The organism is uncultured Oxalicibacterium sp. (assembly GCF_913776015.1).
GTDB lineage: Bacteria > Pseudomonadota > Gammaproteobacteria > Burkholderiales > Burkholderiaceae_D > Oxalicibacterium.
In genome coordinates this window covers 1-23,366 of sequence record NZ_CAJYMD010000055.1, presented here as the reverse complement: position 1 = coordinate 23,366, position 23,366 = coordinate 1, and the positions used below count along the sequence as shown (strand labels likewise).

The following is a 23,366-nucleotide window of genomic DNA, read 5'->3' as shown; positions in this document are numbered from 1 at the left end:
TTTAAAGAAACATGCCGCCCGATGCTTCGATGCGTTGCGCATTGATCCAGCGATTGTCTTCCGACAGCAGCGACGCAATCACGCCGCCGATATCGTCTGGCACGCCGACGCGACCCAGTGCGGTTTGCGAGGCGACAAATGCGTTGAGTTGCTCATTGTCGCGGACGGCGCCGCCGCCAAAATCGGTTTTGATCGCGCCTGGTGCTACGGTATTGACGGCGATGCCACGTGCGCCGAGTTCCTTGGCCATGTAGCGCGTCAAGACTTCGATCCCGCCTTTCATGGTGGCGTAAGCGGCGTAGCCGGGCAGGGCAAAGCGTGCGAGACCGCTGGATATATTCACGATGCGGCCGCCGTCGGCGAGCAAGGGCAGCAGCTTCTGCGTCAGAAAGAATGGTCCCTTCAGATGAATGTTCACCATTTGATCGAATTGTTCTTCCGTCGTTTCGGCAAAGCTGGCGTGCATGCCAATGCCGGCGTTATTGACGAGCGCATCGAACTGTTCACGTTGCCATGTTTGCTGCAATGCCGCATGTACATCCTTGGTAAAAGTCGCGAAGCTGGCTGCGTTGCTGACATCGAGTTGCAGCGCGACTGCCTTGCGTCCCAGTGACTGGATTTCCTGCGCCGTTTGTTCCGCCTGCTGGCGTGCACTCTGGTAAGTGAGGATGATATCAGTGCCTTTGCGTGCCAGCTGCAAGGCCGTGTTTTTGCCAAGGCCACGGCTGCCGCCGGTAATGAGGGCGATGTGCGTCATGTGTTTCTCCTGTCAAGATGAGGTCGATGCAATGCAGTGTATTGCTACATTCAGCTTGGATAAATTGACTAAATTTATTTAGACTGTTCATTCATAGCGAACAATCTAGACAGCATGAACAAACTTGAAGCGATGCAGGTTTTTCGTCGCGTGGCGGAACTGGCGAGTTTCACACGTGCTGCTGACAGCCTTGGCTTGCCCAAAGCCAGCGTGTCGAATTCGGTCCGCCAACTGGAGAACCTGCTCGGCACCCGCCTGTTCCACAGGACCACGCGCAAAGTGCAACTGACGCAAGACGGCATGACCTTCTATGAGCGCTGTCGTGACCTGTTGTCGGATGTGGAAGAACTGGAAACCCTGTTCACACAGACGCCAAGTACGCTTCACGGGCGGTTGCGCGTGGACATGCCGACCGGCATTGCCAAGAATCTAGTGATTCCACGGCTGGCCGATTTTCTTGCACAGCACCCAGGCATCGAGATCGAACTTGGCAGCACGGATCGCCGTGTCGATCTGGTACAGGAGGGATTCGATTGCGTGATGCGTATCGGCGTGCTCGATGACTCCGCCCTGATCGTGCGTTCGCTGGGTGAGTTCGAGATGGTCAATTGCGCCAGCCCATCCTATGTGGCGCGTTACGGCACGCCGCAACACCCAGATGACCTTTCGGACCATGTGATGGTCGGCTACGCCACGACGCTGGGTACACGGCCGGTACCTTTTGAATACATGGATGCGCGTTCGGGCGAGGCCGTTTATACCTCGTGCATGATGAAAACCATCGTCACGGTCAACAATGCCGAGTCTTACAGCAATGCGTGCCTGGCCGGGCTGGGCATCATTCAGGTGCCACGTGTCAGTGCGCGCGACCATTTGCGCGATGGCAGTTTCGTCGAAATTCTTCCTGGTTGTCTCGCGCCACCCATGCCGGTTTCGCTTCTTTACCCGAATCGCCGCCATCTTCCCAAGCGTGTGCAAGTCTTCATGGACTGGTTGAGCGTCGTGCTGCAAACGTATCGCTCAGACGGATCTTCAGCGTAACCAGGGCAGGTTTACGGGTAGCGCACCCATGTAATTTGCCGCGTCCTGCATGGTTTGATTTTATATCGTAATATGGCGATATTAAATTCTGAATTTTTCAATATTTGTTTCGGATTATTTCGAATCATGACGCAATACACCATCGACATCGACGCCATTCACAAGGCGCTGGCAAATCCGGTTCGCCGGCAGATTCTGGCCTGGCTGAAGGATCCAGAAGCGCATTTTCCCGGCCAGGAGCATCCATTTGATTTTGGCGTTTGCTGCGGCCAGATCGACAAGCGCAGCGGTTTGTCGCAATCGACGATTTCCGCCCATCTGGCGACTCTGCAGGCCGCCGGCCTGATTACGCCGCGCAAGATCGGGCAGTGGGTGTTCTTCAAGCGCAACGAAGAGACGATTGCGGCTTTCCTCGAATCCATACACGGCGATTTGTGAGTCGCCCTTATTTCTCATACCGAAAGCTGTCATGCCCTTAGCTCTTCTCGTTCTTGCACTTAGCGCCTTTGCCATCGGCACCACCGAATTCGTCATCATGGGGTTGTTGCCCGATGTGGCACGCAGTCTGGCGGTGTCCATTCCCAGTGCAGGCTGGTTGATCAGCGGTTATGCGCTTGGTGTCGCGATTGGCGCACCAATCATGGCAGTTGCTACCGCATCCTTGCCACGCAAGCGTGCCTTGCTGATCCTGATGAGCATTTTCATCGTCGGCAATGTGCTGTGTGCCATCGCTGGTAGTTACGGCTTTCTGATGGCAGCAAGGGTCATCACGTCTTTGTGTCATGGCGCCTTCTTCGGCATTGGCTCGGTGGTCGCTGCCAGTCTCGTGCCGGAAAATCGCAAGGCATCGGCCGTGGCTCTGATGTTCACGGGTTTGACGCTGGCGAATGTACTCGGGGTGCCCTTGGGTACGGCGCTCGGCCATCTGGCCGGCTGGCAGATGCCGTTCTGGGGTGTGGCCGTACTGGGCGTGTTGTCACTGATCGGTTTGTGGGTCGTCATGCCATCGCAACGCGTGGAAGAAAAAGCCGATCTCCGTGCAGAAATCGGCGAATTGCGCAGCGCGGGACTGTGGGTGGCATTGTCCACGACAGTACTGTTCTCGGCTGCCACGTTTGCGCTCTTCACGTATGTTGCGCCGCTGCTTGAAGAAGTCACGCAGTTGGCGCCGCAAGGTGTGACATGGTCGCTGTTCCTGATCGGTTTGGGCCTGACGGTAGGCAATATCCTTGGCGGTCGTCTTGCCGACTGGCGGCTCGGTACGGCGCTGACCGGCATTTTCATTGCGCTCGCCATCGTCAGTGCCATCGTGCGCTGGACCAGTCCGCATCTGATACCGATGGAAATCAATCTGTTTCTGTGGGCACTGGTCAGCTTTGCCGCCGTGCCGGGTTTGCAGATCAATGTCATGACCTTTGGCAAGGGCGCGCCGAATCTGGTCGCCACGCTCAATATCGGTGCCTTCAATGTCGGCAATGCACTCGGTGCATGGGCCGGCGGCATGGCAATCGATACCGGTTTCGGTTTGCAGGCCGTCCCGCTGGTGGCGGCAATATTGGCCGTCGCCGCGATGATTGTTACCCGGATTTCCATGCGCTTGGCACCGAAGGCTGATCCGGTGCCGCCGGCCGCCGCCGCTTGTTGCTGAATGAAACCTGCTGAATCAACGTTTGTTCTCTTATCGATGAAAGGAACATCATGAGCCGTTTGCTTTTCGAGCCGATCAAGGTCGGCGATCTGTCATTGCCCAACCGCGTTTTCATGGCGCCATTGACCCGACTGCGCTCCAGTCCGGGCCGTGTGCCAAATGCATTGATGGCCGAATACTATGCGCAGCGTGCGTCGGCCGGTCTGATCCTGAGTGAAGCAACATCGGTCACGCCGCAGGGTGTCGGTTATCCGGATTCGCCCGGCATCTGGTCGGAAGAGCAGGTCGCCGGATGGAAGCTGGTGACCGATGCGGTACATCAGGCGGGTGGCCGCATCGTGCTGCAGCTCTGGCACGTGGGGCGGATTTCCGACCCCATCTATCTGAACGGAGAGTTGCCGGTTGCACCCAGCGCAATCGCTGCCGAAGGGCATGTCAGCCTGGTGCGCCCGCACAAATCATTCGAAGTGCCGCGAGCTCTTGCGCTTGAAGAGATTCCCGGTGTTGTCGCTGCGTATCGGCAGGGCGCGGAAAACGCCAAGCGCGCCGGTTTTGACGGTGTGGAAGTGCATGGCGCGAATGGCTATCTGCTCGATCAGTTCTTGCAGGGCAGCACCAACAAACGGACTGATGCCTATGGCGGACCGGTCGAACATCGTGCGCGTCTGCTTCTGGAGGTTACCGATGCCTGTATCGAAGTGTGGGGTGCGGATCGGGTCGGCGTGCATCTGTCGCCGCGTGGCACATCGCATTCGATCAGCGACAGCGATCCACTGGCCACCTTTGGTTATGTCATGCGCGAACTGGATAAGCGCGGCATTGCCTTTGTCTGCATTCGTGAGCAATACACGCCAGACCGTCTTGGCCTGCAATTGCGCAAGCAGTTTGGCGGTGTCTATGTCGCCAACGATACCTTTACGCCGGAACAGGCCGAGCAGGTATTGGCGGCGGGGGAGGCCGATGCGGTCGCTTTTGGCAGATTGTTTATCGCCAATCCCGATCTGCCGGCACGGCTGGCGGTCGATGCGGAACTCAATCCGCCACGACCCGAAAAATTCTATGGTGGTGCCGCAGAAGGCTATACCGATTACCCAAGTCTGACCGCCTGAAATGCCATGTAAAAGCCCTTCATCGCAATTTGTCTTGAAGGGCTTTTTGTTGGGATGTTGTCGATCACGTTGATCGCGGTACATACAGCGATAGGCAAGAGCCTGAATCGAGCTAGTCTTGCATTTCCATCGCAAACAGTTGTCTGACGTTCGCTGTCATCATGTCGTGATGCTTGGGATGTGTACGCAGGTAATGCGCAAAGAAACTGCAAATCGGTACCAGCGGTTGAGGCTGTGTACGGAAATGGGCAATCGCCTGTTCCGCCAATTGGCTGCCATGCCCTTTGCCGGTCAGCGCAGGATTGGTTTCCGTATGGGTAATCACGATGGCACCGCCAAGCGCGTAATAATCGACAAAGCCCAGCAGGCTGCCATCGTGCTCGATGGTCAAACGTTGTGCCTGCGTGGAACGCTTTGGTAAGGGCGGGTTCATAGGTTAATCTGCATCGTGATGCGTGCGACATTCTTTGATGCCAGCGCATTGTTTTTCATCAGCCTCCAGGAGCCTTGCATGCCCGTCGTCCCGATTCCTTCCTCGTCCCTTGCCATGATGCCCGAAGACAGTAGCCGCATTCTCGTGCATGCGATCGAAACGGGCGATATCGATACTATCATCGCGTTATACGAAGAGGAGGCAATCCTCTTCAGCAAGTCTGGTCGTGCGCTGCAAGGCGAGGCCGCCATTCGCGACAATAATCTCGCGCTGATTGCGTTGAAGCCTGCTTTCGCTATCGAGTTCATTACCGCAACCATCAGTGCCGATGGTCAACTGGCGACCAATCGCATGAAGGCGACCTTAAGCTGGAAAACAGAGAGCGGTGAGGAAAAGCAGGCAAGCGTGGATACGCTGGAGGTATTGCGCAAGCAGGAGGACGGTTCGTGGCGTTACGTGATTGACGATCCGTATGGCAGCATGCGCCATGGATTGGAGCGGCGCTGACGGCCGCTCCATGAGAAAAATCAGGACTTGGGCTTGCGCACGAAGCGGCTCAGGTCGCCGGTGCGTTGTTCGGTGTGGCTTCGCATGCAGTTGTAGTACTCGATATCCTTGAGCGCACTGCCGCGGTTGTAGATGCTGATGGATTTGCAGTCTTCTTCCACGAATACTGCCCATGCCTTTTCAGCTTTTTCAAGCTGCTTCTTGACGGCCTTGTATGGAATGCCGTCTTCATCCTTGTCGGGAATCTGCTTGAGCAGAGCGTTATAAGTCCTTTTCAGTTCCTTTTCAGACTTCGTATATTCATCCTTGGCGCAGGTGCTCATTTCCTGTGCATTGCCCTTGGTCACGCAAGGATCAATTTTTTGCGCCGAAGCGGCGAAAGGCAGCAGTGCCAGCACAAACAGCAGATTCTTTTTCATTGTGTGTTCCCTGAAAGTGGAGATGAGAGCGATGGACGTTGGTGGCAACGTCATCATCATGCGCGAACAGCTTGATGCAAAATTTGCGCAACGTCAATAAAGCTGCAATTACAAGTCTACCTCTGCACAGACATCAGTTCTTCAGCCTGTAACCCGTACGGAAAATCCATCCCACCAGCACCATGCAGACGGCCAGGAAAAACAGCGTCATGCCGATACTGATGCCTACATGCACATCGGCAACACCGAAGAAGCTCCAGCGAAAACCGCTGATCAGATAAACCACCGGATTGATCAGCGCGATCTTTTGCCAGATATCGGGCAGCATGCTAATCGAGTAAAAGCTGCCACCGAGGAAAGCCAGCGGCGTGACGATCAGAAGGGGGATGATCTGCAGTTTCTCGAATCCCGTCGCCCAGATACCGATGATGAAGCCGAACAGGCTGAAGGTGACGGCCGTCAGGAGCAGGAAGAACAGCATCCAGAATGGATGCTGGATATGAAAGTCGACAAAGAATTCGGACGTAATGAGGATGAGCAGGCCGAGAATCACGGATTTGCTGGCCGCTGCACCGACATAGCCGAGCACGATTTCAAAATACGAAATCGGCGCCGACAGCACTTCGTAGATCGTGCCTGCATACTTGGGCATGAAGATGCCGAACGATGCGTTGGAAATGCTTTGCGTCATCAGCGTCATCATGATGAGTCCCGGCACGATGAAGGCGCCGTAGCTGACGCCATCGATCTCCGCCATGCGCGAGCCGATTGCCGCGCCGAAGACGATGAAGTAAAGCGAAGTCGAGATGACGGGCGAGGCGATGCTTTGCATCAGCGTGCGCCAGGCACGCGACATTTCGAAATGGTAGATGGCTCGTACGGCGTAAAGATTCATGGAGACTCGTGCCTAAATTTCTTACGAATGGACCAGATTGACGAAGATTTCTTCCAGCGAACTCTGGCTCGATTGCAAATCCTTGAAGGCAATGCCGTGTTCATCCAGTCGACGCAGCAGTTCGGCAATGCCGGTCTGTTCACGCTGGGTATCGTAGGTGTAGACGAGCTCATTGCCATTGTCAGCCAGTTCCAGCGGCAACGCGCTCAATGCCGCAGGGATGACGGTCAGCGCTTGCTGCAATTGCAGGCGCAACTGTTTCTTGCCCAACTGCGCCATCAATGCATGCTTTTCCTCCACTAGAATGATTTCACCCTTGCGAATCACGCCGATGCGATCGGCCATCTCTTCTGCTTCCTCGATATAGTGCGTTGTCAGGATGATGGTGACGCCATTGGCACGCAGGCCGCGCACCATTTCCCACATGTCGCGTCGCAATTCGACATCGACACCGGCCGTCGGCTCGTCGAGAAACAGGATTTGCGGCTCGTGCGATAGCGCCTTGGCAATCATTACACGGCGCTTCATGCCGCCGGACAGGGCAAAAATCTTGCTGTCGCGTTTGTCCCATAAGGAGAGCGAACGCAGCACCTTTTCGATGTGTGCATGGTCCTTCGGTTTGCCGAAAATGCCGCGACTGAAGTTGACGGTAGCCCAGACGGTTTCGAAGGCATCGGTGGACAGTTCCTGTGGCACGAGTCCGATCTTGCTACGTGCGGCGCGGTAATCATCCAGGATGTCGTGACCGTCGGCCAGCACTTGACCGCTACTCGGATTGACGATGCCGCAAATGATGTTGATCAGTGTGGACTTGCCTGCGCCGTTAGGGCCGAGCAGGGCGAAGATTTCGCCGCGCCGAATGTCGAGGTCGATGCCTTTGAGCGCCTGATAGCCGGACGCATATTGCTTGGTCAGTTTTCTGACCTGGATGATGGACTCCAAGCGAACTCCGAAATGCGTTGATGCATGGCATTGTAATGCCCACCGCGAAACTGTGCCTTGTACCTGAGATGCGTTCAGAGATGGATGTTGATACTGACGGGGGGTACGTACATGCCACGCGACATCAGGTCGATGCCGCAATCGAGGCTTTCAATCCAATGCAGAAATTGCGCAATGACTTCACGGCCTTTCATCGGCGCGCCATGTTGCGGCACGATCCATTCGGGATCGAGTTCACGCACCATGGCCGCCCAATAACGGCACACCTTGTTGGCAACCATGTAATGCGCATGAAAACCTTGCATGAAGCGGACATGGGCATTGAAATTCGTTACCACGCTGATCGCCTGGGCTGGCGGCACCATGGAGGCACCCATATCGCCCGAGAACAGAATGCGGCTGGTCGGATCGTAAAACTGCAGGTTGCCTTCGGCGTGCAGAAAATGCGCAGGCAGAATCTGGAATGTGGTGTCACCGAACGGCAGGAGCGTTCCTTCGTCGGGAATATCGATGATGCGCTGGCCGGTTTTTCCTTGCGGGCAGAAATGCGGTACGAAGCGCGACCAGACGCGTGAAATCAGCAAACGCGTTTGTGAATTGCTGAGCCAGCGAGGAAGCGACGCGATGATGTCGGGATCAGCGTGTGAGGCAAAGACGTACTGCAATTGCTTCGGTGGAAAGTAGCGACTCATGCCGACGTACAGTTCGTTGTAGGTCAGTACGCCGCCGGGATCGAGCAGGATGCCATTGCCGTTTTCAACGATCAGGAACTGATTGGACTGTACCGATTCGCCTTCTTCGTCTGCCAGATCGGAAAACATCAGGCAGATGTGTTTGCCGTCGTTGAAAAGTTCGATTGCCATGCGTATCTTCAAAAAGGCGGACGGACTATCCGCACATTCGCGATTATCGAATCCCCACATCATTCACCGGTTGACCTATATCAAAAGTGACATGGCGCGGGCGTTCAGGCCTTTTTGATGTAAATCAATGGCCGGTAAAGGCTGATCTCTACACTGTGCGCATAGTGGTGGCCGGGAATGCCGTGCCACGGTACGGAGTGATGCGCATGACGGATTTCAATGAAACAACGGGCGGAATGAAGGTCGAATTCGACACGGCTCTGATCAAGCGGCTGGACCGCGCCGGGCCTCGCTACACGTCCTACCCGACAGCGGATCGCTTTACGCCGGAATTTGCTTACCGCGATTATCTGCAAACCGTGACCGGTGCGATTGTGCGTGGCACCTTGCGTCCCTTGTCGCTCTACATTCACGTGCCGTTCTGCCAATCCATTTGTTACTACTGTGGTTGCAACAAGGTAGTTACGCGCGACCGCAGCAAGGCAGCGACCTATCTGCATTACCTGAAGCGTGAAATCGACATGCATGGCCGCTTGCTGGCCGGTGTCAATACCGTCGAGCAATTGCATTTCGGCGGTGGTACGCCGACTTATCTCAGCGATGCGCAGATGGATGAGCTGATGCAGCATCTGCATCGCTGGTTCAGCTTCGCCCCTGATACGGAAGGCGAATATTCGATCGAGGTCGATCCGCGTACTGTCAGCCGGGAGCGTATCGCCACGCTGCGTCGCCAGGGATTCAATCGCATCAGCCTTGGTGTGCAGGATTTCGAGCCGGCAGTACAGGAAGCTGTCAATCGGATCCAACCCGAGGCGGAAACTCTGGATGTTATCGATGCCGCTCGTCAGGCCGGTTTCCGTTCGATCAGCATCGATCTGATTTACGGTTTGCCAAGGCAGACACTGGAAACCATCGCGCGCACGCTTGACAAGGTGATCGACGCCGGGCCGGACCGCATAGCGGTCTACAACTACGCGCATCTACCCCATCTGTTCAAGCCGCAGCGCCGTATTGCAGATCATGATCTGCCTGCCGGCGATACCAAACTGGCGATGCTGGCGTTGTGCATAGAACGACTGACACAGGCTGGTTATGTCTATATCGGCATGGACCATTTTGCCCGGCCTGACGATGCCTTGTCTGTCGCGCAACGACACGGCCGGCTGCATCGCAATTTTCAGGGGTATTCGACGCATGCAGAATCGGACCTGATCGCCTGTGGCGTTTCTGCCATTGGTGCCGTGGGTGCGACCTACAGCCAGAATGCGAAAACGTTGGACGAGTATTACGAACGCATCGAGCAGGGGGAATTGCCGATCGTGCGTGGCTTGCAACTCGGTACGGACGATCTGTTGCGACGTAGCGTGATCCAGATGCTGATGTGTAATTTCGAACTGTCGATGTCGGCCATTGAGCAGGCTTATCCGATTACATTCGCTTCCTACTTCGCCCTTGAATTCGTCGAACTGCAGCAACTGGAACGCGATGGCTTGCTGACGCTGGATCAGGAATGGATCACGGTAACGCCCAAGGGCCGTCTATTGATTCGTAATATCTGCATGGTCTTCGACCGCTATTTACGTCTTCCTCGCAAGACCACCGAGACACTTCCTGTTCCTGCCGTATCCATACAACGGTATTCGCGTACGATCTGATCCCGATCTTTTTTCATTGATGCAGCCGGTTGTCGAAATCGATAGCCGGCTGCAACCCGCATGAAACCGCGCTTTGCGATCCGGATGATTATTTTGGATCGACTACTGGCATTTCACGCAGGTCATCATGTTCAAAAAAACGTTAAATTTTTTAGTGATCAAAAGTAGTTTCTCTGCATACAATCAAGGCAATAACTCCTTTTCGAAGGGAAACATTGCCGCAAAATCTTTCTGAAATACATGGTTACATGGCTTGTCAGAAGGAAAGCAATGGTGATGTAAACGGAAAACGACCCTGTTGTCCAACGATCGCTCATCCATTCATCCTATGCCATCGATTTCAAGAAGCGCCTCATCCTTTAGAAACCGTTTTCTGTGCCTGCTTTTGCTCGGCGTGACCGCTCTGCCAGCATGGTCGCAACCAGCATCCGTTGTCACAGATACGACGGATGCGCAATCGTTGCCGTTGGCAAATGGCGCAGCACGCAAGGCCGTCATCACGTTTGAACGTCTGGGGATAGCACGACCGATTGACCTGCGCGGAATCGATGGTTCTGCCGAAATCGGTTTCAGTGTGCGGCTCGACGAGATTGTCAGCCGGGCGCGACTGAATCTCAATTACACCTTGTCGCCGGCACTTTTGCCCGGCATCTCGCATTTGAAGGTCTTCATCAACGATGAAGTCGTGCAGGTGATTCCCGTCACGCGCGAAACCGTACTCGCACCACAACGCCTGACGCTGGAACTGGATCCGCGCTTCATGAGCGATTACAACAAGCTGCGGTTTCAGTTGATCGGTCATTACACGATGGAATGTGAAGTACCATTCCATTCGAGTCTGTGGGCCAGTATTAGTAATCAGAGCACGCTGGAAATGGATTACCGGCCTGTGGTGCTGAATAACGATCTGTCCATCTTTCCGGCACCGTTCTTCGATGTGCGCGACAACAGTCGACTCAATTTGCCATTCGTGTTTGCCGGCCAGCCCGATATCGCCACGCTGCGTGCTGCCGGTGTCGTGGCTTCCTGGTTCGGTAACCATGCGGATTATCGTCACGCGCGTTTTCCCACCTATCTCAACGGCTTGCCCAGTCGGCACGCCATCGTCTTTCTGACCAACGATCAGCGACCGTCTTATTTAGCCAATGTTCCGAAGGTCAATGCGCCGACCATTTCGATGATCGCGCATCCAACCGAACCTTCGCAAAAACTCTTGTTGATTCTCGGGCGCAATGCGGCCGATCTGCAACTGGCTGCCGATGCCCTCACGTTCGGTGAAGCAGCCATGAGCGGCACCAGTATCACTATCAAGGATGTCAAATATCCGACGCGCAAGGCTGCATATGACGTGCCCCGCTGGATTCCGGTCGGACGTCCTGTGCGCTTCGGTGAACTGGTGCAGAATCCGCTCGATTTGCAGACACGTGGCATCGTACTGGGAGGGATTGCGCTGAATGCGCGCATGCCATCCGATCTGTTCGGTTGGGATACCAAGGGCGTGTTGCTCAATCTTAAATATCGTCATACGCCTGTGATGGATGGCGATAACGCGCGCCTCAACATTGAAATCAATGACGAATATGTCGATACGGTTCCGCTGACCAACAGCCGTCGTGACGGTGCGAGTCGCCTGCAATTGCCGCTTCTTGGTGAAGATATGTCGGCCACGCAGAGCAAGCTCAACATTCCTGCATTCCTTGTCGGCAGCAACAATCGTCTGGTGTTCCGCTTCGATATTCCACCCGCCGATGCAGGACATTGCCGGGCGACGAATCTGAGCGAAAGCCGTGCCGAAATCGATCCTGACTCGACACTGGATCTGTCGAAGTTCGATCATTATGCCGCCATGCCGAATTTGTCTTTCTTCGCCAATAACGGCTTCCCCTTCACCAAGTTTGCCGATCTGGCAGAAACCACGGTCGTCATTCCAGATCAACCCAAGGTTGCGGAAATTGCCACCTTCCTGGGCGTGATGGGCAAGATGGGCGCGTCGACTGGCGCGCCGGCGACGTATTACAAGTTGCTTGCCGCGCGTGATCTGGAAAAGGTGGGTGATACGGACGTGCTGCTGATTTCGGACAGCGGTGCCAAGGGCATTCTCGACCAATGGGGCAAATCCATGCCGGCGATGATCGGTGCGGCCGAGCGCAGCTTTGGTCCACTCAGTGGTGCCGTCAATGCGTTCTACGATTGGTTCGGAATCGATCGTTCGCCCAAACCGATTCAGGGTGCCAATTCCACCTGGAGCGGTGATGGTCCGCTGGCCGCCATCCTAGGTTTCGAATCGCCTTTGACAAAAGGCCGCAGCGTGGTGGCGTTGACGGCGACCAATGCCGATTTGCTGCCGGATACCTTGAACGCGATCCAGGATCCGGGCAAGGCGCGTAGCGTGCGCGGCGATCTGACCTTGATTGGTGGTGCACAGGTGCAGGCGTTTCGTACATCGAATGATGTCTATTACATCGGACATCTGCCTTGGTATCGCTGGATCTGGTTTTACTTCAACAAGCATCCCATCCTGGTTGCCATGTTCGGCATTATCGTCTCTATTCTGATTGCCCTGTTTGCCTTCCGCGCCTTGCGCAAATTGGCGGCACGCCGTCTGAAGCGGGACGATGCGCACTGATGGTGAAGGACATGCGCCTTTCCACCTCGCGCCGTCGTTCGTTGCGGCATCTTGCCGGTATGGTTGCAATGGCAGGCGGGATGTCTTCTATGCCGTCACTTGCCGCGTCCGGGGCATCCTGCACGCGTCGTTGGACAGCTTGGGAAAACTTCAAGAAGAATTTTCTGGGCCCTGATGGCCGTGTCGTCGATGCCAGCCTTGAAAGCAAGGGAACGACATCCGAAGGGCAATCCTATGCCTTGTTCTTTGCACTGCTCGCCAATGATCGTCAGACTTTCGATCGTGTGCTTGCTTGGACCGAAAACAATCTGGCCGATGGCGATTTGACGGCACGCTTGCCTGCCTGGCTGTGGGGGCGCAACAAGGATGGCAGCTGGGGGGTAATCGATCGCAATGCAGCGTCGGATTCGGATTTGTGGATTGCCTACGCGTTGGGTGAAGCGGGGCGACTATGGAACAACCGGCGTTACGTCGCGTTGTCGTCATTGCTTGCGAGCCGCATTCTGCGTGAAGAAACGTCCGACATTCCCGGACTGGGCCTGACGCTATTGCCGGGCCCGCTTGGTTTCTTACCGACTTCGACCAGTTGGCGGCTGAATCCCAGCTATATGCCGCTGCAAATCATGCAATGGTTTGTGCAGGTTGGTCATGATCCGCGCTGGAACAAACTGCTGGCTTCTTCGCGGCGCGTCATTTTGGAATCGGCCGCTAAAGGTTTTTCTCCCGACTGGATTATTTACGAGAAGGACAAGGGCTTCCGCATCGACGAGATCGGCGATGAAAAAGGCGAGGGCGCCTACAATGCCATTCGCGTTTATTTGTGGGCAGGCATGTTGCACCCCGAGTGCGATGATCGTGCTGCCTTGTTGGCGCGGTTTGCACCGATGGCCAACCTCGTCGAACAACAAGGGTATCCACCCGAATCGGTTGATATTCGCAACGGCACATTCAAGCGTGCCGGGCCGCCCGGGTTTTCGGCGGCCATGTTGCCTTTTCTTGTGGCGGCGGGCCGTACGCAAGCCTTGGCACAACAAAAGCAACGTCTGGCAGTGACGCCGATTGCCGATGATGCCTATTACGGTCAGGTGCTTGGATTGTTTGCTGCTGGCTGGATGGAGCAACGTTACGCGTTCGCTCGCAATGGCCGCTTGCTGCCGCAGTGGGAGACTTGCCGATGAAACTGCGTTCTTTGTTTCTGGCGATGGTACTGTCCGGAACGATTGCTGAGCCTGTCTTGGCTGCGACATCGTCGCAGGATGAAAATATCAAAGCCTTGCTGCAAGCCGCCACGCTCTGGGACGGCAAGGACCGGCCCGATCTCGCACGTGATTTTTTGCAAAAGGCACTGTTGATCAAACCGGATGCACCCCAAGTGTTGTCGATGCTGGGCGAGATCGCTTTGCGTAGTGGTCGTAATGCCGAAGCACTGGGCTATCTGCAACAACTGGAAAAAGTTGCACCCAACAGTCCATTCCTTGCCGATTTGCGCAACAGTTATCGCTTGGCGACGTATGACAAGGATACGGTCGCTCGCATGCGTTTGTTGGCCCGGGCAGGTCAGATCGATGAAGCCGGACAGTTGCTCAAGCAACTCTATCCGAATGGCCCGCCGCATGGTGAGGCCGCGCTTGAGTATTACAGCATCATCGGCAGTGCGCCGCGCAATGCAGCGCAAGCGGCAAACGCGCTCGGGCAGTTGTATCGCGAAACTGGAGATGTCCGCTATCGACTCGGCCAACTCAATATCCTGGCCAACAACTACGATAATCGTCACGCCGCGATTAAGGGATACGAAGAACTGGCGCGCGCGCCTAGCATCAATACGCGGCGATTGCAGGAAGCCTGGCGGCTTAATCTTTATCGTTTGCCGAATGATGCGCGAACGGTCGCTGCGATTCGCCGTTATCTGAGCGTCTTCCCGGACGATCAGGCCATGGTGACGCAAATTGCATCCGTGCAGCGCAATGCCGAGGAAGAACATCGCGTTGCCGCCGCGGGCGGCTCGGCCGTCGTTAGCGATCTGGCCTCTACCGACCCCAATATCGTGGCACGTGGACGTGCGCTTGAAGCACTGAACAAGGGCGATCTGGATGCGGCGGAGGCACAATTGCAACGGCTGTTGCGTGTTCGTGCCGATGACCCGCAGATATTGGGTGGCTTGGGCATGATCCGTTTCAAGCGTGGCGATCATGCCGCTGCCGACGAATGGTTCGTGCGTGCCAACCGTGCGACGCCTGGTGGCAGCCGCGAATGGCGCGAGATGATCGTCACCACGCGCTTCGCGCAAAACATGCGTGCCGCCGACCAGTTGCTTGAGCAGCAGCGCTTGCTGGAAGCCGAAGCGATGGTGCGCAATGCGCTGAGTTTGCGTCCCAACGATGTCGATGCTTTGGCATTGCTGGCCAATATTCGACTGGCCGATGGTGATAATAAAGAAGCAGAATCGCTGTTCCGCGATGCCTTGAAACGCGAACCGGATAACGGTCGCGCCATGCGTGGTCTCGTCAGCTTGCTGGCACGCAGTGACCATCGCGAAGAGGCCCATGCCTTGCTTGATGCTTTTGCGCAGCGCTTTCCCAAACAAGAAAATAAATATGCCGGTGTAAGAGCCGATTTGCTGAGAGAAGAGGCTGATACCTATCTGGCTGCAGGGCGTCCCAGCCATGCGATTCAGTCGCTGGAAGCGGCAATCGTGTTGCAACCCGCCGATCCCTGGCATCGTTTCACTCTGGCAAAAGTGTATGACAGCCTGAATCTGCCAGCCTTGGCGCGGCGCGTCATGGAAGAGGGCGTACAGCTCGCTCCCAAGGATCCGGGTATGCGTTATGCCAACGCGCTCAATCTGATCAGTCAGGGCGACAATAAGGCGGCCTTGCAGGAGTTGGCGACGATTGTCGAAAAAGACCGGACGCAAGGCATGAAGGACACAGAAGTACGTGCCGGATTGAATCTGGCAGTCGAAGATGCAAGATTGGCATTGGGCCGCGATCTTCCGGAAGAAGCACGCGAAATCATGGCGCAAGCTGAACGCATTGCGACCAATCAGCCAGGCATGACCGCCATCGAACAGGTAGCAGAAGCCTGGTTTTCCTTCGATCAGCCGGAGCGCGGATTGGCACTCATGAAGAGTCGCCTGAAGCCGTCCAGCCCGGTGGAGAATCAGTTGTATTACGCCTCCTTGCTCAATCGGGCTGGCAAGGATGAAGAGTTGCAGGCTTTCATGCCGCAACTGGACGATGTGGTAGCGCAGCAATCGAAAGCGGATCCACTGGCGCCAAATGTCTTGCGCTTGCGTGAAATTCGCAATGCCTTACAGGATCGTGATCTGGTGCGCATGACGGATGCCGGCATGATCGGCGATGCGCGCCGCCGCGTGGCACAGCGTGCTGAGGGGGAACAAAACGACAGTTCCTTGCGTACCCTGGCGCGGCAATGGCTGATTGTGCGCAAACCGGATCAGGCGATTATCTTGCTCAAGGAACTCAAGGCGCGTCATCCCAACGATACCGAAGTGCGCAGTGATTTGACGATCGCTTATTACGATGCACGTGAAATGCGTCTGGCGCGTCAGGAAGCGGCAGAAGTGTTGTCCATGACGCGTGCGGATGACTTTTCATCCAGACTCGAGGTTGCACGCTTGCTGATTCGCATCGATGATTACGCGACGGCTAACCGGATGCTGGCCGATCTTGCTGAACGCTTTCCTGATCAACCTGAAGTGCGCTTCCTGCAGGGACGCGCTGCACGGGGTGCACGCAACTATGCCGAGGCAATTCAGTATCTGAAAGTCAGCGAGAACCTGGCGGTTAAAACCCTGGAAGAGAAAAAGCCGGCAGAAAAAGCCGCGTCTGGTCCCTTGCTGAATTTGTTACCTGCTGAAGCGCCACGTCATTCCGAAGCGGTCAGTTCCGGGCAGGATCGTCCTTGGCTCAAGATGGCAAGCTCGTTGGGTGAAGCTGGCACGACAAGCGATTTGCCGGTGTTGCGCTCTAGTGGCAATCCGGTACGCGATCAGGCGCGGGCAGAAATTCTGGAAATCGAGGCACGTCGCCAGCCGCGTATCGAAGTCGGGCTCGACCTGCTGACCAAATCGTCGTCGGATGGTACATCGACCTTCCGCGGACGGGAGATTCCGATGGTGGCGTGGATGCCGGTGGGGTATGACGGACATGCCTTCCTGCATGTCGATCAGGTGGATATCAATGCGGGTAGCTTGCCGGCCAATTTTTATGATGCATCACTGTTCGGTACGGTCGATCTGACACAAACCGACTTGCCGGCATCGGTACGCCAGCGGGCATCGGGCACATCGGTTGGTGTTGGCTACCAGGGGGACGAATGGCGCTATGACATTGGTGTAATCGGCATGGGCTTCCCTGTGTCCAATGTTGTGGGTGGCGTGCAGCGTCGCTGGTCGGTCGAGGGCGTGGATTACACGATTGGCGTTTCGCGTCGTCCGCAAGTATCGAGTCTCTTGTCCTATGCCGGGGCGGTCGATCCGGTGACAGGGAAGACCTGGGGTGGCGTGACGGATACGGCTGTAACGGCCAGCTTGTCGACGCGTATTGCCGATCATTACGTATTCGCCAGTGCTTCCTACGGTCAATTGCGTGGTCGCAATACCAAGGATAACGACCGATTGAGTGTGCGCACCGGTTTTGATCGTGATCTGTATCGCAACAAGGATCTGATCGTCAATAGTGGCGTCACGCTGTCCTATCTGCAGTATGACAATAATCAGTCTTTCTATACCTTTGGGCATGGCGGTTATTACAGTCCGCAGGAAAGCACCTCGGTATCGGTGCCGTTGCAGATCAATGGGCGGGAAGAGCGTCTTTCGTACATGGTGCGTGCCAGTGTTTCGTACTCGCATACAAAAGAAGACGATGCGCTCCTGTATCCAAACGATCCCGACTTGCAACAGGCTGCACAAAACAGTGCCTTGTTTCCTGCCTACTACGGTAGTGCGATTCATCCGGGAGGCAATGGTGGCGGGTTCGGTTATTCGTTCCGTGCCGTCAGCGAGTACCGCTTGACGCCCCACCTGACCATGGGCGGTCGAGTGGATGTTGATCGTTCGGCCTATTACACGCCGAGTTCGCTTCTTCTTTATCTGCGTTACCACTTCAAGCCGCAGACAGGCCAGGTGAGTTTGTGGCCGGATACGGTGACGCCGTATTCGCGATATTGATGGTTGCTACGCAATTGCACGGAATGAGCGGACCAACAATACGCATGTTTTTCGCTTAAGCCAGACAAGCTGAGTGGTATTGCCACAGCAAACCTGTTGGCTTAAAACAAGAACGCCGTTACGGAGCAACTCGTAACGGCGTTCTTGCTCTGACCGCACTGGCTCATGATCCGGCGCAGATGCTCAGTTCGCGTATTTGATCCAGGTTCCTTCGGGCGAACGCATGAAGAAGTCGTTTTCGCCTTGCATGACGACGATCTTTTCATTTTCGCTGACGAAACGCGTGGTCGGTAGTCCGCGCGCGATGTCGGACAACTGCAAGGTATCCAGACTTGCCGCTTCACGGTTCATGATGTTGGCGAGCAGTGTGAAGACGGCGGTGTAGCTGGTTGGGCGATCGACGAAGATCGGCGGTGCCGATTCCGTATTCTTTTTCATGCCGATGACTTTGACTGCCGCTGGCACCAGTGTGACCTTGGGATTGGGGATTTCACGCATGCCCGCGATCTGCATCTTGTCGCCGCGCAATGCGGCACCATGCTCCGGCACCATGATGACGACGACCGGTCGACCTGCCGCTTCCAGTTGGGCGATGAAACGGTCGAAGTCGGCCAGCATCTTGTCCAGACGGCGTTTGTAAGTTTGCATGCTGCTACCTTGCACGCCGGCGATGATGTTGCCATCGTGCAGGGTGATGGTGTTGTAGTAGAGCGCGGTCGGTTTAGCCGACGCGGCTACCGAAGTTGGGCCGCGATGCTGCTCCCACCATTTGGAGAGAACCGAGAGATCACCATAGATAGGACGGCCATCGAAACTGCGCATGGCAATTTCTCCCCATTTGCCTTCCGCGACGGTTACTGGCAAGCCGGAATACGCTTGAATGTCATCGGCGAAACGGCCAAAGACGCCATCATGATTGAGTACAGCCTGCACATCGTAGCCGGCTGCCGTGAAATTCTTGAACAAAGAGCATTCATCCGGATCGGCTGCGTAAAGCGATGCGTGTGGTGACTGACCGCAGGTGCCACGTAGCAGACGCAACGCTGCTGGACCGCTGTAACTGGCCGCCGAGTTGAAGTTGCGGAAGATCACGTCGAAGCGTTTCAGAACGCTTGGGTCGGCCTCTCCAACGAACGCCAGATCGTCCCACGAGAGTGAACAAATATGCAGCAGCACGACATCGAAGGGAAGTGTTTGCCCAGAAGCGGACGGAAGCTTGATCGGTGCACGTGCGCGTTCTTCGGTATAGAACGCATCCAGCAGCGAAGCCGGGTCTTGGCGATTGGCAACGGCTTCATTGGCCTTGACTGCCAGATATTGTGCCTTGTCATCGTCCTGTTTCTGGAAGTGCGAAATCAGCGGTACCAACAGGATGGCGGCAAACGCAAAACTCGTGAAACGTACGCGGCTCGATAGTAGGCGATACATGATCAGCATCGCGACGACGATCAGAATATCGGACAGATGGACGAAGCGACCGATCAACTCCATCAGATAGGCAGGGCTGAATCCGGCAACATCCTTGGCCGCTGCAAGCGCACGGCCGATCGGCGGCAGATTGGATTCACGATAAAGCAGGGCGAGCGCTAGCGGAATGGCGATCAGATGTTTGGCGATGCGCCATTTGCGCTCCTTAAAACGCAAGCTGACAAAAATGGCGAGCAAGAGATTCAGTGGCCAACTGAAACGGATCGAGTCCGCCAGAAAGAGGCCGAACTTGGCGAAAAAATAGAGGCTCCAATATTGCATGCAGGCGCTTTCTGATGATTATCTGCCGAACCGCTTGCCCAGCAGGGCAAACAGTTCGGATTGTCTTGATTTGAATCCCTCGGACAGAATGTGCAGCAACTTGCGATAGCCCACCACGCCCAGCGTGAAAATTTCATGCAAGCCTTGCATCGGACGATCGGCATCTTGATCGTTCTTCCAGCCGACCCAGGCATCGGCCCGAGCAAAGGTACATTGCACTAGTTTGGCTTCCTGCTCGTTGGTCAGGGGATCAAATTGCAGGCCGACACTGCCGGCCTTGCGCACAATCACGTGCGCCGGGAAAACATGCTCGATGTTCTTGTCCCACAAGGATATGGCAACGTGATCGCCTACCTCTAGCAGAGGATCGCCCGGCAGTTCGAGACCCAGGCCGGTGAGAGAGTAATCCTGCGTGAAGGTTGAGATGAGGCTGCCATCCTGCAAGCGCAATGTTGCCGGCAAGCGGGACGTGACGCGATGTGCGGTACGCACCTGACGCGTTTCGGTTGCCACACCGACTGCCACACCCAGCATCAGGAAGTTGTACAAGGTCCAGACCATGTTGAGCAGCACCGTACCGACTTCGCCTGTATTGAGATAAAACATGCGCACGATACCTGCCATCAGCCCGCCGAAGTTGAGAATGATCAGCAGGATGTAAGGCCGCGAAATGCTCCAGTCGAAATATTCGCGTGTGATGAGGCCGCCCTTGGCGGTCACGTTGAACGTTCCGGCGGATGGATTGAACATCGCAATGGTGGTTGGCAACGCGATGTACCAGGCCAGCACCGTCTCATACACTTCGGCCCAGAAAGTGTGGCGATGTGCGCCCTGGATGTGGGCATTCGCCAGATTCGCCATGATGAGATGTGGCGCCACATATAGCGCGATCATGGCGGCAGCGGCATTGATCAGATGCAGTTCGAAATACAAATAGGCGAGCGGCGCTGTCAGGAAGATCAGGCGCGGGATGCCGTAGAAGAAATGCAGCATGGCATTGCCGTAGCAGATGCGCTGGAAGAAGCTCAGTCCCTTGCCCAGGAAGGGATTGTCGATACGGAAAATCTGCGCCATGCCGCGTGCCCAGCGAATACGTTGCCCCACATGGCTGGACAGGCTTTCCGTCGCCAAGCCGGCAGCCAGCGGGGTGTTGATGTAGGCAGTCGTGTAGCCGAGTCGATGCAGCTTGAGCGCCGTATGGGCATCTTCGGTAACGGTTTCGACTGCGATACCGCCGATCTCTTCGAGCGGCGCGCGTCGGATGACCGCGCAGGAGCCGCAGAAGAAGGTCGCGTTCCAAAGATCGTTGGCATCCTGAATCAGGCCATAGAACAGCGCACCTTCATTGGGAACGCGACGAAAAGTCGAGAGATTGCGTTCGAACGGATCGGGCGAAAAGAAATGGTGTGGTGTCTGCAGCATCGCGCACTGTGGATCACGCTCGAACCAGCCGATGGATTCATGCAAAAAGCTGCGCGTAGGCAAGTGATCGCAATCGAAGATGGCAATGAAATCGCCATGTGTGATCTTGAGGGCATTGTTCAGATTGCCGGCTTTGGCATGCCGATTGTTGTCGCGCACGATGTATTCCACGCCAGCTTCTTCGGCAAAAGCGCGAAATGCCGGACGACGTCCATCATCGAGCAGAAAGATGCGCAATTTGTCTTGCGGCCAGTCCATTCCCTTGGCCGCCAGCACGGTTGGTTTGACCACCGCAAGCGGTTCGTTGTAAGTGGGGATATAGATATCGACAGTCGGATAAGTCGAGACATCTGTTGGCAGCGCCACCGACGGCCGTTTCAATGGCCATGCCGTTTGAATATAGCCAAACAGCAGAATGAGCCAGGTATAGATCTCTGCCATCAGCAACAGTGTGGAAAAAAAGATTTCCCAGCCCGTATCGAGATTCAGCGTTGATGTAATGCGCCACCACGCATAACGAAACGAGGCAAACAGCGACAGGCCGATCAGAATCAGTTTGGACATGTTGCCGGGAATGCGGCGAATGAACATGGCCGCTGTCCACAAGGCGAGCAGGAAGAGAGCCTGGCCTTGCAACGAAAAAGGTGTGGTGCACACAATGCCGAACACGGCCAGCGACAACAGCAAGGCCGCAACGCGTATCAAAGGATGCGCAAACAAGGGGGAGTCTGCAACGCGATCCAGTCGTTGTTCGAGATTGAGGAAATCGACATCGGGCAATCGCGCTGCCATGAAGTCGCCAATTTTCTGGATGAAGAGAATGACGTAACCGAACATGGCCAGCGCGCCACGACTGCCTAAATCGAGGGAGCGAGCCGTGGTTTCCATTGCCAGCCGGCCCGGTCGGAAAATGCTTTCGTGGGCCAGACGTTGCGATGCTGGTACGAACAGCAGGCAGCGTAGCCACTCGCCGGGAGAGCGGTAATTGCGCACGCCGAAATGGGCGGCAATGCGCATGGGAATGCGTGCGATCTGTTTCTGGTCTACCCGTATTGCTGCGGTGTCGGTGGGGCGTAATACCAGCGCTTTCAACCAGCAACGCAGTTGCCCCGGATCGCTGACGCCTAGACGCGTAGCCAGCCACAATACAGTGCGAAACCAGAACGGACTCGTCAACGAGCGTTCCTCATCGGTCGATTGTGGGGAAACGAATATTTCCACGTGTTCAAGCCTGTAGCGCGTTGAAGGGGATGTAGGGGCAGGCGTTTGCCCGGCATTCACATTATTCTAACGTCGTGCCAGAGGGAAATGCGGATTTTCTCCGGCGCTGGCCGATAAAACTGTCGATCGACAACTGGGCAAATCAGGGTGGGCTAATGGCCTCCATGTCATGCGCGGGGACGGTGTCGCCACAACGCCAACACATCATCAATCAGAGGCATGATCGCGATACCCGTCAGCAGTGCAGAAAAGGGAAGCACAGTCGCAAAGCCGAAGGTTTTGAAGCCGATTGCGCCGATCAGGCAACCGCTGAAAAACATGCTGAGGAGGAGCGCCAGCGTCAGCAACTTGTCCGGGTTAGCATGTACGTAGCCTTCCGCCTGACGGTGGTTGCTGCGATTCCAATAGATCATCTTGCCGATTTCGATGCCGAGATCGGTAATGACACCGGTAACGTGTGTTGTACGGATTTCGGCGCTCGACATCTTGGTGACCAGCGCATTCTGCAATCCCATGATGAAGCACAGCAGCAGCACGGTCGCCGGTAGTGTGATGGCGATGAAGGTATTGAGATTGGCACCCAGCAACCCGAATTGTAGAAGCAGCAGTGCCTCGATCACCAACGGTAACGCATAGACGCTGCCCAGCCCACGATGGCGGCTCCAGTTGACGATGACGGCAGTTGTCGCTGCGCCGCACAGGAAGGAGAGGATAGAGCCCAGGCCGCCCAGCACCAACAGGATATTGCCGAGTACAAGATTGTCGGCGATGGCGGATACAAAGCCCGTCATGTGCGACGTGTATTGATGCACAGCCAAAAAACCGCCCGCGTTGACCGCACCGGCAACCAGTGCAAGCAAGGCGCCAAGATGGCGATTGGCGTGCCGC

18 protein-coding genes are annotated in these 23,366 nt (G+C 55.8%); 9 read left to right on the top strand and 9 right to left on the bottom strand.

The window, feature by feature from the left end; translation table 11 throughout:
* Position 1: 1 nt before the first annotated feature.
* Entirely contained in the window at positions 2–757 is a 756-nt protein-coding gene (locus QZ725_RS09935) for an SDR family oxidoreductase (protein WP_293779066.1), read from the bottom strand.
* A gap of 114 nt (positions 758–871) precedes the next feature.
* On the opposite strand from QZ725_RS09935, the gene QZ725_RS09930 reads away from it, so the two are divergent.
* The 4 genes from QZ725_RS09930 to QZ725_RS09915 all read left to right on the top strand — a co-directional run bounded on the left by QZ725_RS09930 (position 872) and on the right by QZ725_RS09915 (position 4,555).
* Complete coding sequence (locus QZ725_RS09930) at positions 872–1,798, top strand: LysR family transcriptional regulator (protein ID WP_293779064.1); 927 nt, start codon at positions 872–874, stop codon at positions 1,796–1,798.
* A 126-nt stretch (positions 1,799–1,924) separates the two neighbouring features.
* The gene (locus QZ725_RS09925) at positions 1,925–2,236 is read left to right on the top strand and encodes a helix-turn-helix transcriptional regulator (protein ID WP_293779062.1); all 312 of its coding nucleotides are present in this window, start codon (positions 1,925–1,927) and stop codon (positions 2,234–2,236) included.
* A gap of 31 nt (positions 2,237–2,267) precedes the next feature.
* On the top strand, positions 2,268–3,446 hold the full coding sequence (locus QZ725_RS09920) for an MFS transporter (protein ID WP_293779060.1): 1,179 nt from the start codon (positions 2,268–2,270) through the stop codon (positions 3,444–3,446).
* 50 nt (positions 3,447–3,496) lie between these two features.
* Complete coding sequence (locus QZ725_RS09915; RefSeq protein WP_293779058.1) at positions 3,497–4,555, top strand: alkene reductase; 1,059 nt, start codon at positions 3,497–3,499, stop codon at positions 4,553–4,555.
* 112 nt (positions 4,556–4,667) lie between these two features.
* Here the strand turns inward: QZ725_RS09915 and QZ725_RS09910 are convergent, their stop codons facing one another.
* Complete coding sequence (locus QZ725_RS09910) at positions 4,668–4,988, bottom strand: GNAT family N-acetyltransferase (protein ID WP_293779056.1); 321 nt, start codon at positions 4,986–4,988, stop codon at positions 4,668–4,670.
* Between the two features lie 78 nt (positions 4,989–5,066).
* Here QZ725_RS09910 and QZ725_RS09905 point away from each other — a divergent pair, with 78 nt between their 5' ends.
* Entirely contained in the window at positions 5,067–5,495 is a 429-nt protein-coding gene (locus QZ725_RS09905) for a DUF4440 domain-containing protein (RefSeq protein WP_293779054.1), read from the top strand.
* Between the two features lie 20 nt (positions 5,496–5,515).
* Here the strand turns inward: QZ725_RS09905 and QZ725_RS09900 are convergent, their stop codons facing one another.
* The 4 genes from QZ725_RS09900 to QZ725_RS09885 form a co-directional block, all read right to left on the bottom strand.
* Positions 5,516–5,914: a lysozyme inhibitor LprI family protein gene (locus tag QZ725_RS09900; RefSeq protein WP_293779052.1), complete on the bottom strand. Its 399-nt coding sequence runs from the start codon at positions 5,912–5,914 to the stop codon at positions 5,516–5,518.
* 133 nt (positions 5,915–6,047) lie between these two features.
* Complete coding sequence (locus QZ725_RS09895) at positions 6,048–6,809, bottom strand: ABC transporter permease (RefSeq protein ID WP_293779050.1); 762 nt, start codon at positions 6,807–6,809, stop codon at positions 6,048–6,050.
* A 21-nt stretch (positions 6,810–6,830) separates the two neighbouring features.
* Positions 6,831–7,751 (bottom strand): ABC transporter ATP-binding protein, encoded by a 921-nt coding sequence (locus QZ725_RS09890; protein WP_293779048.1) that lies wholly within the window; start codon positions 7,749–7,751, stop codon positions 6,831–6,833.
* Between the two features lie 74 nt (positions 7,752–7,825).
* On the bottom strand, positions 7,826–8,614 hold the full coding sequence (locus tag QZ725_RS09885) for an MBL fold metallo-hydrolase (protein WP_293779046.1): 789 nt from the start codon (positions 8,612–8,614) through the stop codon (positions 7,826–7,828).
* Positions 8,615–8,820: 206 nt separating this feature from the next.
* On the opposite strand from QZ725_RS09885, the gene hemN reads away from it, so the two are divergent.
* The 4 genes from hemN (at position 8,821) to QZ725_RS09865 (ending at position 18,086) form a co-directional block, all read left to right on the top strand.
* Complete coding sequence (hemN, locus tag QZ725_RS09880) at positions 8,821–10,269, top strand: oxygen-independent coproporphyrinogen III oxidase (protein WP_293779044.1); 1,449 nt, start codon at positions 8,821–8,823, stop codon at positions 10,267–10,269.
* A 394-nt stretch (positions 10,270–10,663) separates the two neighbouring features.
* A complete protein-coding gene (gene bcsB, locus QZ725_RS09875; RefSeq protein ID WP_293779042.1) occupies positions 10,664–12,895 on the top strand; it encodes a cellulose biosynthesis cyclic di-GMP-binding regulatory protein BcsB in 2,232 nt (743 codons plus the stop codon).
* A gap of 11 nt (positions 12,896–12,906) precedes the next feature.
* Positions 12,907–14,073, top strand: coding sequence for a cellulose synthase complex periplasmic endoglucanase BcsZ (gene bcsZ, locus QZ725_RS09870; protein WP_293779041.1), 1,167 nt, complete (start codon positions 12,907–12,909; stop codon positions 14,071–14,073).
* Positions 14,070–18,086 carry a cellulose synthase subunit BcsC-related outer membrane protein gene (locus tag QZ725_RS09865; protein ID WP_293779040.1) on the top strand — a complete coding sequence of 1,339 codons (4,017 nt, stop codon included), beginning with the start codon at positions 14,070–14,072 and terminating at the stop codon, positions 18,084–18,086. Before bcsZ ends, QZ725_RS09865 begins: the two co-directional genes overlap by 4 nt.
* A gap of 183 nt (positions 18,087–18,269) precedes the next feature.
* Here QZ725_RS09865 and bcsG read toward each other — a convergent pair whose 3' ends face one another.
* The 3 genes from bcsG to QZ725_RS09850 all read right to left on the bottom strand — a co-directional run.
* Positions 18,270–19,835 (bottom strand): cellulose biosynthesis protein BcsG, encoded by a 1,566-nt coding sequence (gene bcsG, locus QZ725_RS09860; RefSeq protein WP_293779038.1) that lies wholly within the window; start codon positions 19,833–19,835, stop codon positions 18,270–18,272.
* An 18-nt stretch (positions 19,836–19,853) separates the two neighbouring features.
* Positions 19,854–22,478, bottom strand: a complete 2,625-nt coding sequence (bcsA, locus tag QZ725_RS09855) for a UDP-forming cellulose synthase catalytic subunit (RefSeq protein WP_293779036.1) — start codon at positions 22,476–22,478, stop codon at positions 19,854–19,856.
* Between the two features lie 167 nt (positions 22,479–22,645).
* On the bottom strand, positions 22,646–23,366 hold a 721-nt coding region (locus QZ725_RS09850), incomplete at its 5' end, for a YoaK family protein (protein ID WP_293779034.1).

Coding starts and splice junctions, on each gene's coding strand:
- QZ725_RS09900 (WP_293779052.1), bottom strand. CDS start 5,914: ATGAAAAAGAATCTGCTGTTTGTGCTGGCACTGCTGCCTTTCGCCGCT.
- QZ725_RS09895 (WP_293779050.1), bottom strand. CDS start 6,809: ATGAATCTTTACGCCGTACGAGCCATCTACCATTTCGAAATGTCGCGT.
- QZ725_RS09905 (WP_293779054.1), top strand. CDS start 5,067: ATGCCCGTCGTCCCGATTCCTTCCTCGTCCCTTGCCATGATGCCCGAA.
- bcsZ (WP_293779041.1), top strand. CDS start 12,907: ATGCGCCTTTCCACCTCGCGCCGTCGTTCGTTGCGGCATCTTGCCGGT.
- QZ725_RS09885 (WP_293779046.1), bottom strand. CDS start 8,614: ATGGCAATCGAACTTTTCAACGACGGCAAACACATCTGCCTGATGTTT.
- QZ725_RS09935 (WP_293779066.1), bottom strand. CDS start 757: ATGACGCACATCGCCCTCATTACCGGCGGCAGCCGTGGCCTTGGCAAA.
- QZ725_RS09915 (WP_293779058.1), top strand. CDS start 3,497: ATGAGCCGTTTGCTTTTCGAGCCGATCAAGGTCGGCGATCTGTCATTG.
- hemN (WP_293779044.1), top strand. CDS start 8,821: ATGACGGATTTCAATGAAACAACGGGCGGAATGAAGGTCGAATTCGAC.
- QZ725_RS09930 (WP_293779064.1), top strand. CDS start 872: ATGAACAAACTTGAAGCGATGCAGGTTTTTCGTCGCGTGGCGGAACTG.
- QZ725_RS09865 (WP_293779040.1), top strand. CDS start 14,070: ATGAAACTGCGTTCTTTGTTTCTGGCGATGGTACTGTCCGGAACGATT.
- QZ725_RS09925 (WP_293779062.1), top strand. CDS start 1,925: ATGACGCAATACACCATCGACATCGACGCCATTCACAAGGCGCTGGCA.
- QZ725_RS09910 (WP_293779056.1), bottom strand. CDS start 4,988: ATGAACCCGCCCTTACCAAAGCGTTCCACGCAGGCACAACGTTTGACC.
- QZ725_RS09920 (WP_293779060.1), top strand. CDS start 2,268: ATGCCCTTAGCTCTTCTCGTTCTTGCACTTAGCGCCTTTGCCATCGGC.
- bcsG (WP_293779038.1), bottom strand. CDS start 19,835: ATGCAATATTGGAGCCTCTATTTTTTCGCCAAGTTCGGCCTCTTTCTG.